At 35.5% G+C, this 16779-nt stretch carries 14 protein-coding genes; 9 read left to right on the top strand and 5 right to left on the bottom strand.

Going from position 1 to position 16779, the window contains the following annotated elements; translation table 11 throughout:
• The first annotated feature begins 47 nt into the window (after nt 1-47).
• The 5 genes from glmS to ABD963_RS03615 all read left to right on the top strand — a co-directional run bounded on the left by glmS (nt 48) and on the right by ABD963_RS03615 (nt 8539).
• A complete protein-coding gene (glmS, locus tag ABD963_RS03635) occupies nt 48-1901 on the top strand; it encodes a glutamine--fructose-6-phosphate transaminase (isomerizing) (protein ID WP_345275574.1) in 1854 nt (617 codons plus the stop codon).
• A 213-nt stretch (nt 1902-2114) separates the two neighbouring features.
• Nucleotides 2115-4949, top strand: coding sequence for a TonB-dependent receptor (locus tag ABD963_RS03630; protein WP_345275573.1), 2835 nt, complete (start codon nt 2115-2117; stop codon nt 4947-4949).
• Between the two features lie 11 nt (nt 4950-4960).
• Nucleotides 4961-6568: an SGNH/GDSL hydrolase family protein gene (locus ABD963_RS03625; RefSeq protein ID WP_345275572.1), complete on the top strand. Its 1608-nt coding sequence runs from the start codon at nt 4961-4963 to the stop codon at nt 6566-6568.
• Nucleotides 6569-6734: 166 nt separating this feature from the next.
• Nucleotides 6735-8243 carry a F0F1 ATP synthase subunit beta gene (gene atpD, locus ABD963_RS03620; RefSeq protein ID WP_345275571.1) on the top strand — a complete coding sequence of 503 codons (1509 nt, stop codon included), beginning with the start codon at nt 6735-6737 and terminating at the stop codon, nt 8241-8243.
• 17 nt (nt 8244-8260) lie between these two features.
• Complete coding sequence (locus ABD963_RS03615) at nt 8261-8539, top strand: F0F1 ATP synthase subunit delta/epsilon (protein ID WP_345275570.1); 279 nt, start codon at nt 8261-8263, stop codon at nt 8537-8539.
• Between the two features lie 55 nt (nt 8540-8594).
• Here ABD963_RS03615 and ABD963_RS03610 read toward each other — a convergent pair whose 3' ends face one another.
• Genes ABD963_RS03610 through ABD963_RS03600 form a run of 3 tightly spaced genes read right to left on the bottom strand, consistent with a single transcriptional unit; the run spans nt 8595 to nt 10843 of the window.
• On the bottom strand, nt 8595-9047 hold the full coding sequence (locus ABD963_RS03610; protein WP_345275569.1) for a LexA family protein: 453 nt from the start codon (nt 9045-9047) through the stop codon (nt 8595-8597).
• Nucleotides 9048-9094: 47 nt separating this feature from the next.
• Nucleotides 9095-10351, bottom strand: coding sequence for a Y-family DNA polymerase (locus ABD963_RS03605; RefSeq protein ID WP_345275568.1), 1257 nt, complete (start codon nt 10349-10351; stop codon nt 9095-9097).
• Between the two features lie 57 nt (nt 10352-10408).
• Nucleotides 10409-10843 (bottom strand): DUF3157 family protein, encoded by a 435-nt coding sequence (locus ABD963_RS03600; protein WP_345275567.1) that lies wholly within the window; start codon nt 10841-10843, stop codon nt 10409-10411.
• 68 nt (nt 10844-10911) lie between these two features.
• On the opposite strand from ABD963_RS03600, the gene ABD963_RS03595 reads away from it, so the two are divergent.
• On the top strand, nt 10912-11328 hold the full coding sequence (locus ABD963_RS03595; protein ID WP_345275566.1) for a putative signal transducing protein: 417 nt from the start codon (nt 10912-10914) through the stop codon (nt 11326-11328).
• Here ABD963_RS03595 and ABD963_RS03590 read toward each other — a convergent pair.
• Nucleotides 11304-12800, bottom strand: coding sequence for an aminotransferase-like domain-containing protein (locus ABD963_RS03590; RefSeq protein WP_345275565.1), 1497 nt, complete (start codon nt 12798-12800; stop codon nt 11304-11306). The two genes, ABD963_RS03595 and ABD963_RS03590, sit on opposite strands and share 25 nt — an antisense overlap.
• 73 nt (nt 12801-12873) lie before the next feature.
• Here ABD963_RS03590 and ABD963_RS03585 point away from each other — a divergent pair, with 73 nt between their 5' ends.
• From ABD963_RS03585 to ABD963_RS03575, 3 genes are all read left to right on the top strand, one after another.
• Nucleotides 12874-14697, top strand: a complete 1824-nt coding sequence (locus ABD963_RS03585; protein ID WP_345275564.1) for a TonB-dependent receptor plug domain-containing protein — start codon at nt 12874-12876, stop codon at nt 14695-14697.
• 165 nt (nt 14698-14862) lie between these two features.
• The gene (locus ABD963_RS03580) at nt 14863-15723 is read left to right on the top strand and encodes a cupin-like domain-containing protein (protein WP_345275563.1); all 861 of its coding nucleotides are present in this window, start codon (nt 14863-14865) and stop codon (nt 15721-15723) included.
• A gap of 61 nt (nt 15724-15784) precedes the next feature.
• The gene (locus ABD963_RS03575; protein WP_345275562.1) at nt 15785-16276 is read left to right on the top strand and encodes a DUF6646 family protein; all 492 of its coding nucleotides are present in this window, start codon (nt 15785-15787) and stop codon (nt 16274-16276) included.
• A gap of 20 nt (nt 16277-16296) precedes the next feature.
• Here the strand turns inward: ABD963_RS03575 and ABD963_RS03570 are convergent, their stop codons facing one another.
• Entirely contained in the window at nt 16297-16770 is a 474-nt protein-coding gene (locus tag ABD963_RS03570; RefSeq protein WP_345275943.1) for a regulatory protein RecX, read from the bottom strand.
• Nucleotides 16771-16779 lie beyond the last annotated feature (9 nt).

The following is a 16779-nucleotide window of genomic DNA, read 5'->3' as shown; positions in this document are numbered from 1 at the left end:
TATAATTGCTGATAATTTTAAAACCAACATCAAAAATTTAATTATACATGTGTGGAATTGTTGGGTACCTCGGACCTCGTGAAGCTTATCCTATCATTATTGAAGGGCTAAAAAGGCTTGAGTACAGAGGCTATGATAGCGCTGGCATCGCCTTATTTGACGGCACCAATCTTAAAGTTTCCAAAACAAAAGGAAAAGTAGCCGATTTAGAAAATCGAGTGGAAAATGAAATTACCAAACATGGAAATGTAGGTATTGGTCATACCCGTTGGGCTACACATGGTGTGCCTAATGATATAAATTCACATCCACATATTTCAAACTCTGGAGACCTTGTGATTATTCATAATGGAATCATAGAGAATTATGAATCTCTGAAGCAGGAATTAACCTCAAGAGGATATACATTTCAATCTGACACCGATACTGAAGTTTTAATCAATTTGATTGAAGATGTGAAAACGCAGGAAAAGGTCAAACTTGGTCAAGCAGTTCAAATTGCATTAAATCAAGTTATTGGTGCCTATGCTATTGCAGTTTTCGATAAAAACAAACCTGAAGAAGTTGTGGTTGCCCGTTTAGGAAGTCCACTCGCGATTGGAATTGGCGAAAATGAAGATGAGTTTTTTATTGCAAGCGATGCCTCTCCTTTTCTAGAATACACAAAGAATGCTGTTTACCTAGAAGATGAAGAAATGGCCATCATTAGGTTTCATAAAGGTGTTAAAATCAGAAAAATTAAAGATGATTCGTTAGTAGATACTTACGTTCAAGAGCTTCAAATTAATTTAGAACAAATAGAAAAAGGTGGTTTTGATCACTTTATGCTAAAAGAAATATATGAACAGCCAAAAGCTATAAAGGACACTTACCGAGGAAGGCTTTTAAGAAATGATGCTATAATAAAAATGGCAGGTGTTGAAGACAATATGAAAAAATTCCTCAATGCTAACCGTATCATTATAGTAGCATGTGGTACATCTTGGCACGCCGGCCTAGTTGCAGAATATATATTTGAGGATTTGGCCAGAATACCGGTCGAGGTAGAGTATGCCTCAGAATTTAGATATAGAAATCCTGTGATTACTGAAAATGATGTGGTTATAGCCATTTCACAATCAGGTGAAACAGCTGATACACTAGCAGCCATAAAATTAGCAAAATCCAAAGGTGCTTTTGTTTTTGGTGTATGCAATGTTGTTGGCTCATCCATTGCTAGGGAAACTCATGCTGGTGCTTACACCCATGCAGGCCCTGAAATAGGGGTTGCATCGACTAAAGCTTTTACAACCCAAATAACTGTTTTAACATTAATCGCCCTAAGGTTGGCTCGTGCCAAGGGCACTATTAGTAGTTCCGATTTTCGTCAACATTTGTTAGAATTAGAATTAATTCCTAACAAAGTTGAAAAGGCCTTAAAGTCTGATGCACACATAAAAATGATTGCTGAAATTTATAAAAACTCCAGAAATTGTTTGTATTTGGGTAGAGGTTATAACTTCCCTGTAGCTTTGGAAGGCGCCTTAAAATTAAAAGAAATATCATACATTCATGCTGAGGGATATCCAGCCGCAGAAATGAAACATGGTCCTATTGCTTTGATTGACGAAAATATGCCAATTGTTGTAATCGCAACAAAAAAAGGCCATTACGAGAAGGTTGTAAGTAATATTCAAGAAATAAAATCCAGGAAAGGTAAAATAATAGGTATCGTTACAGAAGGAGATACCCAGGTTAAAGAACTAGCAGATCATGTTATAGAAGTGCCTGAAACTCTTGAATCACTATCTCCTTTATTAACAACCATACCCCTTCAATTATTATCTTACCACATTGCAGTGATGCTTAATAAAGATGTAGATCAACCCAGAAATTTAGCTAAATCTGTTACTGTAGAATAATTTTCATTGGCTAATAAAGGTGTCAATTCCCCTGAAATTTTTATGAAATCATTAGAATTCTTATTTTCTATACTTATTTTTAAGGATATAATAATTTTTAATAGTGTTTTTTGAAAAAATATACTATGCGCGCATAATTTTTTTATATTTTTACGCGCAAGTAATACTTTATATACATATATTGCTAGACTAAAATTAAACTTAATCAAATAAATGAAAACAATTCTCCCTTTTTTATTTTTGTTTTTTTGTGGATTATCATATTCCCAAACAACAATTACTGGTTCTGTAGTTGATGATAATAGTCAACCCATTCCAGGAGCTAACATCTTAATTCTTGGAACCTCAACGGGTACGGTTACAGATTTTGATGGCCAATTCACAATTACTTACAATCAAAATCCTCCATTTTCTGTTCAAGCAAGCAGTGTAGGGTTTGAAACCGTAACTGTAGAAGTAACAACAACCAATCAAACCATTAATTTCGTTTTAAAAGAGGGTACTTCTTTAGATGAAGTCGTTATCTCTGCTTCCAGAACGCCAGAACGAATTTTCGAATCGCCTGTAACAGTTGAACGGTTAGGACTTAAAGAAATAAAAAACACTGCCTCTGCGGAGTTTTATGATGGTTTAGAGAATTTAAAAGGCGTAGACGTTAACACCAATAGTTTAACTTTTAAATCTGTTAACACCAGAGGTTTCGCAACATTTGCCAATACCCGTTTTATGCAATTGGTAGATGGTATGGATAATGCAACACCAACACTTAACTTCCCTTTAGGTAACTTATTAGGGATGATAGAAACCGATGTGCAAAGTGTGGAATTACTTCCCGGTGCTTCTTCGGCACTTTATGGAGCGAATGCTTTTAATGGTATTTTATTCATGAGAAGTAAGAATCCTTTTGATCATGAGGGAATAAGTGTCTATTATAAACAAGGTGTTACATCACAAGAGGCTGCAGGAAATAATGAATATAAAGATTTCGGTATAAGAGCTGCACATAAATTTAGTAATAAGTTTGCGGGTAAAATTAACTTTAGTTATTTACGCGGTACGGATTGGGCTGCTAATGATACGAGAGGAAAAAACAGAAACAATACCTTCATAAATAATGATAATAGTACCAGAGAAAATAATATTGATTATGATGGTGTAAATATTTATGGAGATTTGGTGTCAACAAATATTAAAACTGTAGCTAACAGACTCGTAGAATTAGGCAGATTACCAAACCCTGCACTTGCTAATCTAGTTCCATCAGTAAATGTCAGTAGAACTGGTTATGCAGAAAGTGACTTAACCGATTATAATGCTGAAAGCATAAAATCAGATTGGGGACTTTATTTTAGACCATGGGAAGATGATTTTGAAATACAATACGTTGGTAAAATAGGATCTGGTTCTACAATATACCAAGGATCTAATAGATATAGAATTGAAAATTTCTTTTTACAACAACACAAACTAGAAATAAAAAATAAAAACTTCTTTGTTAGAGGTTATTTGACTGCAGATAACGCAGGAGACTCCTATGACATGGTTTTTACAGGCGTAAATGTAAACAGACAATGGAAATCTGACGAACAATGGTTTGGAGAGTATACCGGTGCTTTTATAACAGGCACACTAGCCGGTTTAAATGGTAACGAAGCCCACGCAAATGCTAGACAAGTAGCAGATACTGGCAGATTTGAACCTGGTACACCAGAGTTTATAAATGCTTTAAATAAGGTAACCAGCGACCCAGATATATTAACTGGTAGCCAACTTAAAAGTGAATCTAAAATTTATCATGGAGATGCTAATTATAATTTTAGTCATCTTACAGATTTTGCAGAAATCCAAGTTGGAGGTTCTGTAAGACAATATGTATTAAATTCATCTGGATCTATATATACAGATAGGTTGAATGAAATTAAATACTCTGAACATGGTTTATACACACAAATTCAGAAGAAATTCTTAGAAGACGACCGTTTAAAACTAACGGCATCGTTACGCTATGACAAATCTGAACTTTTTGATCCATTCTTTTCTCCAAGAATTTCTTTAGGGTATAACATTGGCGAAAATGAAAACCATAATATAAGAGCCTCTTTCCAAACAGGCTTTAGAAACCCAGATACGCAAGCATTATACATTGGGTTTAATGTAGGACCGATTGTTTTACTTGGTAGTGCACTAGATAATCCTGAAAGATTTACAAGAACTATTAGTGGCGATCAAATTTCAACAGCTGGTAAAGCAATCATTGGGTCTAACTCCTTAACTTACGATGGTTCAGGCGCATACAACAACTCTTTCACAAGAAGTTCTGTTGTGGCATTTGCTGCATCTCAAAACCCTGCCGATTTACAAATAGCCAATCCAGGACTAGTGAAGCCAGAACAAGTAAGTTCTTTTGAGATAGGGTATAGAGGTAAAATCGATAAAATTATTATTGATTTCAGCACCTATTATAACCAATACAAAGATTTCATAGCCACTACAGATGTTGTAAACCCCTTATATGGAGATGTACAATTAACCCAAAGGCTGCCTAACAATATTCCAGTTGCCGTAGCTGCATTAGCAAATTCTGATGTTCAAGCATTTCGTGCTTACACCAATTCAACTGCAGATGTAAGTTCTTACGGAGCCGCTATAGGAGTTAGCACTAAAATATTTGGAGGTTTTGACTTAGATATGAATTATACCTATGCCAAACTGGATTTTGACAGAGAAGCCAATCCAAACTTCCAAACAAACTTTAATACTCCTGAACATAAAGCAAAAGCGTCTTTTGGCAATACAGATTTATTCAAAAATTTCGGATTCAATGTAGCCTGGAGATGGAGTGATAATTATGTTTGGGAAGCCTCTTTTGCAACTGGCGAGGTGCCTGCGTTTCATGTTATGGATGCTCAAATAAACTATAGAGTACCTTCTCTAAAATCTACTTTTAAGGCAGGAGCCACAAATCTTTTCGGAGATGAATATTTCACTGCTGTTGGAACAGGGTTAATAGGCTCTATGTACTACCTTTCTTGGACAATTAATAACTAATAAAATCAATTATGAATACTCGATATATATTTCTTTTATTTCTACTATTAGGATTCATTTCATGTAATGAAGAAGATAATATTTTACCAGAACCAGTAGTTTTACCTGAGTTGACTTCTGGATCAGCAGACTTCTCTAACTATGTGGCTTTAGGTGCCTCATTTACTGCTGGATTTACAGATGGCGCTTTGTTTAAAGCTGCCCAAGAAAATTCATTTCCAAATATTTTATCTCAACAATTTGCCAATGCAGGTGGAGGAAACTTTAACCAACCATTGATGAACGACAATTTTGGTGGTCTTGCTTTAGGCGGAAACAGAATACAAGGCCCTAGATTAGTCTTTGGTGGAGCTGGTCCAGTATCATTAGAATCTATCATTGGTCCTGTTACTGTTACAACCGATATCGCTTTAAATAACCCAACTGGACCCTTTAGTAACTTAGGTGTTCCAGGAGCTAAAAGTTTTCATCTACTTGGTAATGGCTATGGAAATATCGCGAATCTTCCATCAGCAGCAAACCCTTATGCAGTTCGTTTAACCGGTAGCACTCCCAATGCTTCATTACTGGAATTAGCGATGGCCCAAAGCCCAACATTTTTTACCTTATCAGAAATTGGAGGAAATGATGTTTTGGGATATGCCACTTCGGGAGGCGATGGCTCAAATCCTATAACTGATACTGCAACGTTTAATTTTGCTTTTACAACCTTAGTAACGACCTTAACTTCCGGAGGTGCTAAAGGCGTTGTCACCAACGTACCTTATATTACAGATTTACCACATTTTACTACGGTTCCCTTCAACCCTTTAAGTCCAACAAATCCAAGTTTTGGTCCGCTAATACCAACACTGAACGGAGTTTTTGGTCAGTTAAATCAAGTTTTTGCATTTTTAGGTGTTCCAGAAAGGTCTATCGTGTTTTCATCCACAGCAGCTAGCCCTGTTGTTATAAAGGATGAAACGTTAGTAAACCTTTCGGCGCAAATCACAGCTGTTTTAAACGGAAGCCCAACCTTTCCTGCTTTCGTACAAAGTTTTGGGTTACCAGCTGCTGCCGCTCCATTAGTAGCAAATCTTTTTGGAAATATTTACGGCCAAACAAGACAAGCAACTTCCGAAGATTTATTTGTATTACCCAGCAGCTCTATTATAGGTACTGTAAATACAACTACTTTAGCTTTTTTACAGTCTCAAGGTTTACCGGCTAATTTAGCAGGTCAATTTTCAGTCGAAGGTGTTACCAATCCGTTAGCTGATAAATGGGTTCTTTTGCCAAGCGAACAAATGGAAATAAAGAATGCTACTGACGCCTATAATGCGACCATAGAAAATGTTGCGACAGCGAATCCTAATGTCGTATTGGCTGATTTGAACAGTGTTTTAACACAATTGGCGTCAACAGGAATTAATTTCGATAATTACACCCTTAATGCAGATTTAGTTACTGGGGGTGCCGTAAGCTTAGATGGTATACATTTAACCCCTAGAGGTTATGCCTTAATGGCCAATGAGTTTTTGAAAGCTCTTGATAGCGAATTTGGCTCAAACTTCGTAGCCTCTGGAAATACTGCAAAAGCAAAAGATTACCAAACTAATTTTTCACCCTTATTACAGTAGAAACAAACTAAAATATAATTTTTAAACACCTTCAAATTGAAGGTGTTTTTTTATTCCAAAAAACCTTTAAAAACAACTTTTATTTTAAATTAAAAAAATTATCTTTGCACCCGAAAACGCAACGTGTTTTCTTCAATTTAAACGCATAATATTAAACATATAAGTAATGTCTAAAGTTACAGGTAAAGTTGCACAAATAGTAGGACCAGTTATCGATGTTGAATTTGCTGCTGGTTCAGAGCTTCCAAAAATTTATGATTCATTAGAAATTAAAAGACCTGATGGTTCTTTGTTAGTACTAGAAGTACAATCTCACATTGGTGAAGATACAGTGCGTACTATTGCAATGGACTCTTCTGATGGTTTAAGTAGAGGTACTGTAGTTACAGCTACTGGAGCTCCTATTCAAATGCCAATTGGTGATGCTGTATACGGAAGATTATTTAATGTAATTGGAGATGCCATTGATGGTCTTGGAAATTTACCAAAAGCTGGAGACGCTGGGTTGCCAATTCACCGTCAAGCTCCTAAATTTGAAGATTTGTCAACGTCTACCGAAGTTTTATTTACGGGTATTAAAGTAATAGATTTAATTGAGCCTTATGCAAAAGGTGGTAAAATTGGTTTATTTGGTGGTGCTGGTGTAGGTAAAACAGTATTAATCCAAGAATTGATTAACAATATAGCAAAAGGTCACGGTGGTTTATCAGTATTTGCTGGTGTAGGAGAAAGAACTCGTGAAGGAAATGACCTGTTAAGAGAGATGTTAGAGTCTGGAATTATTCGTTATGGTGAGGATTTCATGCATTCTATGGAAGATGGTGGATGGGATTTATCTAAAGTTGATAAAGCTAAGATGAAAGAATCTAAAGCTACTTTCGTTTTCGGACAAATGAATGAGCCACCAGGAGCACGTGCTCGTGTTGCTTTATCTGGCCTTACAATTGCTGAATATTTCCGTGATGGTGCTGGTGAAGGACAAGGGAAAGACGTACTTTTCTTCGTAGATAACATTTTCCGTTTTACGCAAGCCGGTTCAGAGGTATCTGCATTACTTGGCCGTATGCCTTCTGCGGTAGGTTATCAACCAACATTAGCAACAGAGATGGGTGCGATGCAAGAACGTATTACTTCAACTAAAAGAGGTTCTATTACATCCGTACAAGCGGTTTATGTACCTGCAGATGATTTAACGGATCCTGCGCCTGCTACAACATTTGCGCACTTAGATGCTACAACGGTATTATCTCGTAAAATTGCTGAGTTAGGTATTTATCCTGCGGTAGATCCATTAGATTCTACTTCAAGAATTTTAACTGCTGATATTTTAGGTAAAGAGCACTATGATTGTGCACAACGCGTAAAAGAGTTATTACAACGTTACAAAGAATTACAAGATATTATCGCCATTTTAGGTATGGAAGAATTATCAGAAGAAGATAAATTAGCGGTATCTAGAGCAAGACGTGTGCAACGTTTCTTATCGCAACCTTTCCACGTTGCAGAACAATTTACAGGTATCCCAGGCGTATTAGTTGATATTAAAGAAACCATTAAAGGATTCAATATGATTATGGATGGTGAATTAGATCACCTTCCTGAAGCGGCCTTCAATCTTAAAGGTACTATTGAAGAAGCGATTGAAGCGGGAGAAAAAATGTTAGCGGAAGCTTAAACTAAAATAACTGAATTATGCATTTAGAAATCGTATCACCAGAAGCTACGTTATTTAGTGGAGAAGTAACAAGTGTTGCTGTTCCGGGAGTAAATGGCGAATTTGAAATGCTTAATAACCACGCGCCTATTGTTTCCTTATTGAAAGAAGGCGTTGTAAAAATTTCAGGCGCTATTGAACTAGCCGAAGAGGTTCAAGATAAATTTACCAAAGGTGATAAAAACACAACCTTGTTAAAAATAAATTCTGGAACTATTGAAATGAAGGACAATAAAGTAATTGTTTTGGCAGATTAGCCTATTTTTAAAACTATAAACAAAAAACGCGAAGCATAAGCTTCGCGTTTTTTGTTTAATATACTTTCTTAATCACATTGGTAACTATTCCCCAAATTACAAAATCGTTTTCTTCCGTAATTTTTATCATAGGATAATTGGGATTTTCAGGTTTTAGCCAAAGACCTGTTTTATCCATTTTTAAACGCTTAACCGTAAATTCACCATCTAAAAAACAGACGGCTATTTTATTGTTAGCTGGTTCAAGACTTCTATCTATTATCAATAAGTCGTTATCCTCAAGTCCAGCTCCAACCATGGATTGTCCGCTTACGCGAGCAAAAAAAGTAGCCTCTTTATTTTTGATAAACTCCTTATCTAAAGAAAGACGCTCTTCTTTAAAATCTTCAGCCGGAGATGGAAAACCAGCTGAAATACCTGTGTCGAAAAAGAAACCTCCCAGACTATCTGAAACCTCAGCGTTGTAGAAAGTTAAATTTTTAGATTTATATAATATATTTTTCTTCACTTTATGATTTAACAAAACATCCCTGCTAAAGTTAATAAAGATTCTTATTATTTTACAGAAATAATGTCATTAAAATTGGTTGTGTACTTTGGCGATAATCGCTCCTGACGCATTTTCCAGGTACGTTTTAAATCTTGATTACCTATTTTTATTTTACTTTCTCGGTATTTATTGTTTAATCCGTCGATAGCAGACATAAGCGATTTATGCTTTGGATCTTCATGTTCAAACATATCCAGTTGATAGTTATCACTAGGAACTAATCCAGTAACAATGACTCCTGCTTTCTTGTAATGAATGCCTTTTTTAAAAATACTTGAAACCGCTTTTACTGCTTCATTGCTTATAACTAATGAAGAATCTGTGGGAAAGGTTAAACTAACATGTTTACTCGCTCTATATCGTTCTGCGTCTTTCCTAAACGGGTCACTTCTTAATGTTACAATAATCATATGGCAACTAGACCCTTGTTTGCGTAATTTTTCGGCGCAACGTGTCGCAAACGTAGAGACTCGTTCTTTTATATAATTAAGGTCGTTATAGCTGTAATCAAAACTTCGAGTGGTAGCAATAGCTCGTTTGTTTTTAGGTTCATCCAACAATATTTTAGGATTTCCTTCCAAGTCCTTTTTTAGTTTCCACTCTGTAATTGAAAAGGTTTTCCGCACCCAATCATCGTTTAATTGTATAAAATCAAAAGCGGTTTTGCATCCATTGGCTTTTAATCGCTTTTGCAATCCCCACCCTATTCCCCAAACGTCTTCAATTTTTGTCCATTTTAAAGCTTTAATACGTTTTTCATCAGAATCAATGACGTAAACTCCTTTCGTTTGCTCTGGAAATTTTCGAGCTATTTTATTCGCTATTTTACTCAACGCTTTTGTTGGGGCAATGCCTACACAGGTTGGGATGCCTATCCATTTTAAAATGCGTTTCCGTATTTGGTTTCCGTAGTCATTAAAATCATAATTCTTAAATCCTATAAATTCCAAAAAAGCCTCATCAATACTATAAACCTCAACATCAGGTGTAAATTGTTCCAAAATTTTCATAACCCGGTTGCTCATATCGCCATACAATGGATAGTTAGATGAAAACACCTGAATATCATTTATTTTACAAAACCCTTCCCACTTAAAAATAGGCGCTCCCATGGGCAAACCCAAAGCTTTTGCCTCATCACTGCGTGAAATAACGCACCCATCGTTATTACTTAAAATAGCAATGGGTTTATGGTGAAGATTAGGGTTAAAAACACGTTCGCAAGACGCATAAAAGTTGTTGCAATCTACTAGGGCGTACATAGTAGTAAAGATACAGGAAAGACCTTAAAAATTTAAATTTTTAACAAGAATGACATGTTAAAAAAGCTTTTGATGTTTTATGATAGAATTCCCCACGCGTTTATATTTAACCTCTTTTCCATTGGCACAAAACGTATAAGTAGCTTTAGATTTTTGCTCAGAAACCGATAATAACAATACCTCATCTATCGTACAATTGTTGTCCTTTGCTACCTTTTCCTTTACGTGTTCTATGGTTGCACGACCCTTTTTTAATTGGGATTGAATTTTTTGGTTCAATTCAGGCTCCATAAAATCAGACGGTAGATTGCATGAAATGGTCTCTTTTACTTTTTCTGTTGTTTTAGTAGATATTTGTGCATCAATATATTCCCAAGTAAAATCGGCTTTTAATAAAACACGTCTTCCATCTTCCGTGTTAACGATGTAATTGTTTTGGGAAAAGGCAAAACTTGTAATGGCAAAAAAAAGAATAAAAAAAGAGGTTTTCATAATGCGGAATATTTATAATTTCAAAAATACAAAACTAATCTTCAAAAGTTCTTTCTATTTTTGTGATTATGAGCGACACCTTTAAAACCATAGCTAGATTTCAATACTCTACAGAAGCCCAAATTATTAAAGGACGTCTAGAAGCCGAAGGTATTCAAGTTTTTTTGTCGGACAACCTAACTATTGACACGGACCCGTTGGTTAGTAATGCTATTGGTGGCGTTAAACTTAAAGTGTTTAGACATGATGCTCTAAAAGCCCAACATATTTTAAATTCAATTCACAAATATTCATTGGACGATAATGGCAACCCTATTCATTGCCCAAATTGTGAAAGTGAAGAGGTCAATTTGTTTTCAACAATTACAGATTTGAGATCCTTTTTAGCCTTTCTTTTCGGATTTATTTCAGGTACGCTCCCCTTTTATTCTAAAGATAAATACCGATGTGAAGTTTGTAATCATGAATTTAATATAGCATCGTAAGATTCTTTTAGCTTTTTAACCACAAGGTCTGTATCATTTTCATTTAAGTGTCCAAATCCAAAACGAATAGCGCAAGTATCCCTATCTTGATAAAGAATGGTTTTAGGAAGAAATAAATCATTCTTTTCAGCTTGTTCAGCTAGTTTTACCAACGAAATTTTGGCGTCAAACTGCACCCAAATGGCTAAACCGCCTGTAGGAACTTGAAATGTAATATCGCCCTTAAAATATTTTTCTAGACACTGGCATAAAAAGTTGCGCCTTTGCTTATAAATAATCACGTTCTTTTTCATGAGGCGATGTATTTCACCTTCAGAGATCAATTCAGAAAGCATCTGTTCCTGAATTAAATCACCTTGTTTGTCTAACAATTGTAAATAATTGTTTGCCTCTAAAATTAAATTTTCTGGAGCTACCACAAAGCCTGTTTGAAAACTTGGAAATAACGATTGCCCCAACTTTCCTAAATAGATAACCATACCATTGGCATCGGCACTTGCCATGGGTAACATAGCTGAACCTTCAAACTGAAAATCATAATCGAAATCATCTTCAATAATAGCAAACTGATAATCCTTTGCCAGTTCTAACAATTTTAAACGGCGTTCTGCACTTAGTGTTTGTGTTGTTGGGTAATGCCTATTTGCACACACATAAACACAGCGAAGGCTACCTCTTGCAAAGTGAGTTTTGATATAATCAACATCCAAACCTTCATGATCTACTGGAATTGTTTTAATCGTAGCACCGGCCTCTTGAAAAATCATGTTGGAGGCATAATTGCTTAAATGCCCTACTAAAACCAAATCGTTTTGCTTAATTAAAAGTTGGGAAACTATATACAAACTCATTTCTGTGCTTCTGGTACTTATGACATTTTCTGGCTTTATATGAAATCCTCTAGTAGCATTTAAATAATTACAAAGCTGTATTTCAAAAATTGAATACGTTGATTCGTAGGTTTGATGCCACTTCGAAATCAAGGATTTTCGTTTCATAGCAGCGCTATACCACCTGGAAAATTGGTGTACAGGATGCAATCGTAAATCAGGTGTGCCTTCATTAATCGTATATTTCGCTTTTGTAATTTGATGTGTTGAAGCTAAATGGAGAGCGGATTGAAAAGGAAACCCAGTGGTTTTAGAATACTCATAAACCTGATCTATGTGATAGGTTGACGCTTTAATAGGAGCCGTTGTATGTTCTGGTTCTAAAATAAAAGTTCCTTTATTGGGTATAATTTCCACCCAACCCTGGGAGGCTAATTCATCATAAACCGCTACAATTGTATTTCTATGGACATGTAAAAGACTACTTAAACTGCGGCTTCCCGGCAAGGCAGTTCCTTTAGACAAATAACCACGTTGAATGGCATTTATAATTTGTTGTGCAATTTGAATATAAATCGCTGTTGACCTCGATTTTTCGAAATGGATTAATTGTTTTAAAAGATCATTAACCGGACTATTCATTGTTTTAAAACTGGACTACCTTACTCGTCCGGAAAGTTACGACTTTTGCATCGTTTTTAAACACCATATTTTTATGAGAGCCCAATTATCCTTAACAAGTCTTTTAGTTTTATTTGCCCTTACAGGAAAAGCACAAGAAAATCCTGTAAAAATAGATTCTTTAAAAGAAATTGTGATTAACTCAACAAGAATAGACCTGCCTTTTAAAGAAAACTCAAGAACCATTGATATCATTTCTTCCGAAGACATAAAAAATAGCGCCACCAATAATTTAGCCGATTTATTACAACAAGTCGCAGGTGTAGATATTCGGCGTCGTGGTACTGGTGGAAGTCAGGCAGATTTATATATTCGTGGTGGTAGTTTTGACCAAACGCTCTTACTTATTGATGGCATTAAAATGGATGATGCGCAAACAGGGCACCACACCATGAATGCCGCTTTACCTGTTGAAGTTATTGAGCGCATTGAAATCATCAAAGGCCCTGCAGCTCGGGTTTTTGGTCAGAATGCTTTTACGGGCGCCATCAATATTGTTACTAAAAAAGACTTGAAAAACAGCGTTTCTGCCAATATGGAAACGGGTTCTTTTGGGCAATTAAATGGATCGGTAACAGTGGGTACCGATTTGGAAAACACATCCCATATTATTCATGTAGGAAAATTAACTTCTACAGGCTACAGAAATAATTCTGACTACGAGAATTCTAATTATTTCATGAAGAGCATTTTCAATAAAAAAGAACTCCCCATCGAAATGATTGCCACATTTTTGGATAGAAAATTTGGAGCCGAAAACTTTTACACCACCAACCCCTCGTTTAATGAATACGAGGAAACTCAAAATAGTTTAGTTGCTTTTACCACCGAACTTAATAACGAAAAACTAAAAATGAAACCTCGAGTGTATTGGAAACGTAACCAAGACATCTTCTTATTAAGACGTAACGACCCTGGTTTTTATAGAAACCTTCATATTACAGATAAAATGGGTGTTGAAGTTAATGCATCTTATACATCAAGTGCTGGAATAACAGGATTTGGAATAGATATGTCTAAAATATATATACGCAGTAATAATTTGGGAAATAGAAACCGTTTTATGACCAATATGTTTTTAGAACACCGTTTTAAATTATTAGATAACAAGCTAGATGTAACCCCCGGTATTGCAGTAACCTATTTTTCTGATTTTAAATTTCACGCATTCCCGGGAATTGATGTTGGCTATAAACTAACCGACCATTTTAAACTATACGGAAACGCTGGTTATACTTATAGAATTCCAACCTATACCGATTTGTTTTACAGAGACCCTGCCACTGAAGGCAACCCAGATCTCAAACCCGAAGAAGCACTTTCTGGAGAATTGGGCGCCAAATACCTATCGCCCAAATTTACAGGTTCGGTAGTGTTTTTTTACAGAGATGCTAGTAAATTAATTGATTATGTAAAGGATGTTGAAGCAGACCCTTTTATGGCAACAAACCTACGTGATTTATATACCAAAGGGTTTGAAGTGAACACAAGTTATAATTTTAAAATCCGTAATTTAAACCAAAACTTTTCTTTGGGATACGTGTTTTTGGAAGATGAAGTGGGTGATTTAAACTTAAACTTTTCTAGGTACAGCATCAACTCCTTAAAACACCATTTTACCTCACGTTTAAGTACACAACTGTGTAAAAACTTTAACTTTAACATAATCTATAAACATGCAGAACGTACCGAGGGTTTAAGTTACAATGTATTGGACGCTTCCATGGTAGTCACCTCAAAACAATTTGAGTTTACTGCCATTGTAGGGAATATTTTTGATGCCGACTATATAGAGAGCGGAATTATACCCATGCCACCTAGTAATGTATTGTTTGGATTGCGTTATCAGTTTAATTAGTAAACGCCTTATTGATGGTATTCTGCTATGTTAATTGACATTGGCAGTAAATAAATTTACTTTGTAACAACGTTTAGATGAGATGAGTAATTAGGCCATCGCCCGCCAAATATTATTTTAAATTTGGTAACGTTTTCTTAACTTTGAGCACTAAATTTTTAAGCTTTGTCGTTAAACTTACAAGACATTCCGCGCGTAAAAACCATTACCAAAGCGGATTTTTTAAAGCACTATTTTAAACCACAAAAACCGGTGGTTATTGAGCGTTTTATTGAAGATTGGCCTGCTTATAACAAATGGAATTTAGACTACATGAAAAGTGTTGGTGGCCATATTACCATTCCGCTGTACGATGATAGACCCGTGGATTATAAAGATGGTTTTAACCAAGCACACGCTAAAATGAAATTGAGCGATTATATTGATTTGCTTAAGCGCGAGCCCACTAAATATCGCATTTTTTTATGGAATGCCCTGAAGGAAATACCTGAGTTGCAAAATGATTTTACGTTTCCCGATTTTGGGTTGCGACTTTTAAAAGGCATTCCTATGTTGTTTTTTGGAGGGCGCGATTCGTACACCTTTATGCATTACGATATTGATTTAGCAAACATTTTTCATTTTCATTTTGAAGGCACCAAAAAATGTATCTTGTTTGATCAAAACCAGAACCCCTTTTTATACAAAATACCCCACTCGTTAATTACTAGAGAGGATATCGATTTTAATAATCCTGATTTTGAAAAATGGCCTGCATTAAAAAAAGCCAAAGGATGGGTTTGCGAACTTAACCATGGCGAAGTGCTTTACATGCCCGAAGGCTATTGGCATTATATGCGTTATGTAACCCCAGGGTTTTCCATGAGTTTGCGTGCCATAGCCAGAAACCCGAAAAACTTAAGTAAAGCTATTTATAATATTTTTGTGATGCGCAATTTAGATAATGTGATGCGCCGAATAAAAGGGCAAAAATGGATTGACTGGAAAAACGAGCAAGCTATTATTAAAACCCAAAATAGATTGTAATTAAAGTACTTTGGCGAAGAAAGTAATCCTATATTTGCGGTCTCAGTAACATACTTAACACATGAAAAAAATAATTTTATTAGTTGCTTTTTGTAGCATTTCCTTTTTAAATGCCCAGGTTTTTATAGGCAGTGGCGATAACAAATTTCAAGTGGGTGCCAATGTTCAAGATAATGGCTCTGGTTTAAATCTAAGTTACGACTTTGGTGTGGGTCCCAACATGTCGTTTGGTGTGTCATCAACCTATCTTTTAGGTGTTGATGATAGTTTAAATGCCGATTTTGGTGACCGTTTTGATATGAAAGGCCGTTTTAACGCACATTTAGGAAATGTGGTTAATATGGATGAGAACTTTGACATCTATCCGGGATTAAATTTCAGCCTTAAAAATTTTGGAGGCCATTTAGGAATGCGATATTTTTTCTCTGATGGTTTTGGGCTTTTTACAGAATTTAATGTTCCTATTGCCAAATATAACACGGATACCTTAACACCTGCTGAAAAACTGCACAACCAGTTTACATTTAATTTTGGAGCTTCTTTTAGTTTGTAAAATGCAAAAAAATCAAACGATCATTTAATTAATTCATTGGCTTTTTCATAAACCAAGTGCATTTCCCAGCCTCTATACAACAGATAATCGATTAATTTTTTCTTTTTCTTAAAAACATTGGTTTCTTTAATAGATTGGACTTTTTTTTCGGCTAACGCATTGAAAACCTCGACATATTCCGTATTTTCTATTTCTGCAAGTGCTTGATTTATATTAACTTTGCTTATGTCTTTTTTCTTAAGTTCATAAGTTAAACGGCTACGCCCCCATTTCTTAATTTTAAACTTACCGCTTACAAATGTTTTGGCAAAACGTTCTTCATTAAGAAAGTTGTGCTTTAATAAATGAACCACAATCATATCGATAGCTTCGGGTATCATGTGCATGGTTTCCAGTTTTTGCCTTACTTCTTGATGGCAGCGTTCTTGGTACGCACAATAATGCTCCAATTTTTTGGTAGCTTCTTGTAGTGTATATGTTTTTTTGGTATGCATAGGTAAGCC

It is taken from the genome of Litoribaculum gwangyangense, assembly GCF_039543505.1.
Classification (GTDB): Bacteria; Bacteroidota; Bacteroidia; order Flavobacteriales; family Flavobacteriaceae; genus Litoribaculum; species Litoribaculum gwangyangense.
This window is presented reverse-complemented; position numbering and strand designations above follow the sequence as displayed.

Excerpts from the sequence above, each read along its gene's own strand:
- glmS (WP_345275574.1), top strand. The coding sequence starts at position 48 with ATGTGTGGAATTGTTGGGTACCTCGGACCTCGTGAAGCTTATCCTATC.
- ABD963_RS03630 (WP_345275573.1), top strand. The coding sequence starts at position 2,115 with ATGAAAACAATTCTCCCTTTTTTATTTTTGTTTTTTTGTGGATTATCA.
- ABD963_RS03625 (WP_345275572.1), top strand. The coding sequence starts at position 4,961 with ATGAATACTCGATATATATTTCTTTTATTTCTACTATTAGGATTCATT.
- atpD (WP_345275571.1), top strand. The coding sequence starts at position 6,735 with ATGTCTAAAGTTACAGGTAAAGTTGCACAAATAGTAGGACCAGTTATC.
- ABD963_RS03615 (WP_345275570.1), top strand. The coding sequence starts at position 8,261 with ATGCATTTAGAAATCGTATCACCAGAAGCTACGTTATTTAGTGGAGAA.
- ABD963_RS03605 (WP_345275568.1), bottom strand. The coding sequence starts at position 10,351 with ATGTACGCCCTAGTAGATTGCAACAACTTTTATGCGTCTTGCGAACGT.
- ABD963_RS03600 (WP_345275567.1), bottom strand. The coding sequence starts at position 10,843 with ATGAAAACCTCTTTTTTTATTCTTTTTTTTGCCATTACAAGTTTTGCC.
- ABD963_RS03595 (WP_345275566.1), top strand. The coding sequence starts at position 10,912 with ATGAGCGACACCTTTAAAACCATAGCTAGATTTCAATACTCTACAGAA.
- ABD963_RS03590 (WP_345275565.1), bottom strand. The coding sequence starts at position 12,800 with ATGAATAGTCCGGTTAATGATCTTTTAAAACAATTAATCCATTTCGAA.
- ABD963_RS03585 (WP_345275564.1), top strand. The coding sequence starts at position 12,874 with ATGAGAGCCCAATTATCCTTAACAAGTCTTTTAGTTTTATTTGCCCTT.
- ABD963_RS03575 (WP_345275562.1), top strand. The coding sequence starts at position 15,785 with ATGAAAAAAATAATTTTATTAGTTGCTTTTTGTAGCATTTCCTTTTTA.
- ABD963_RS03570 (WP_345275943.1), bottom strand. The coding sequence starts at position 16,770 with ATGCATACCAAAAAAACATATACACTACAAGAAGCTACCAAAAAATTG.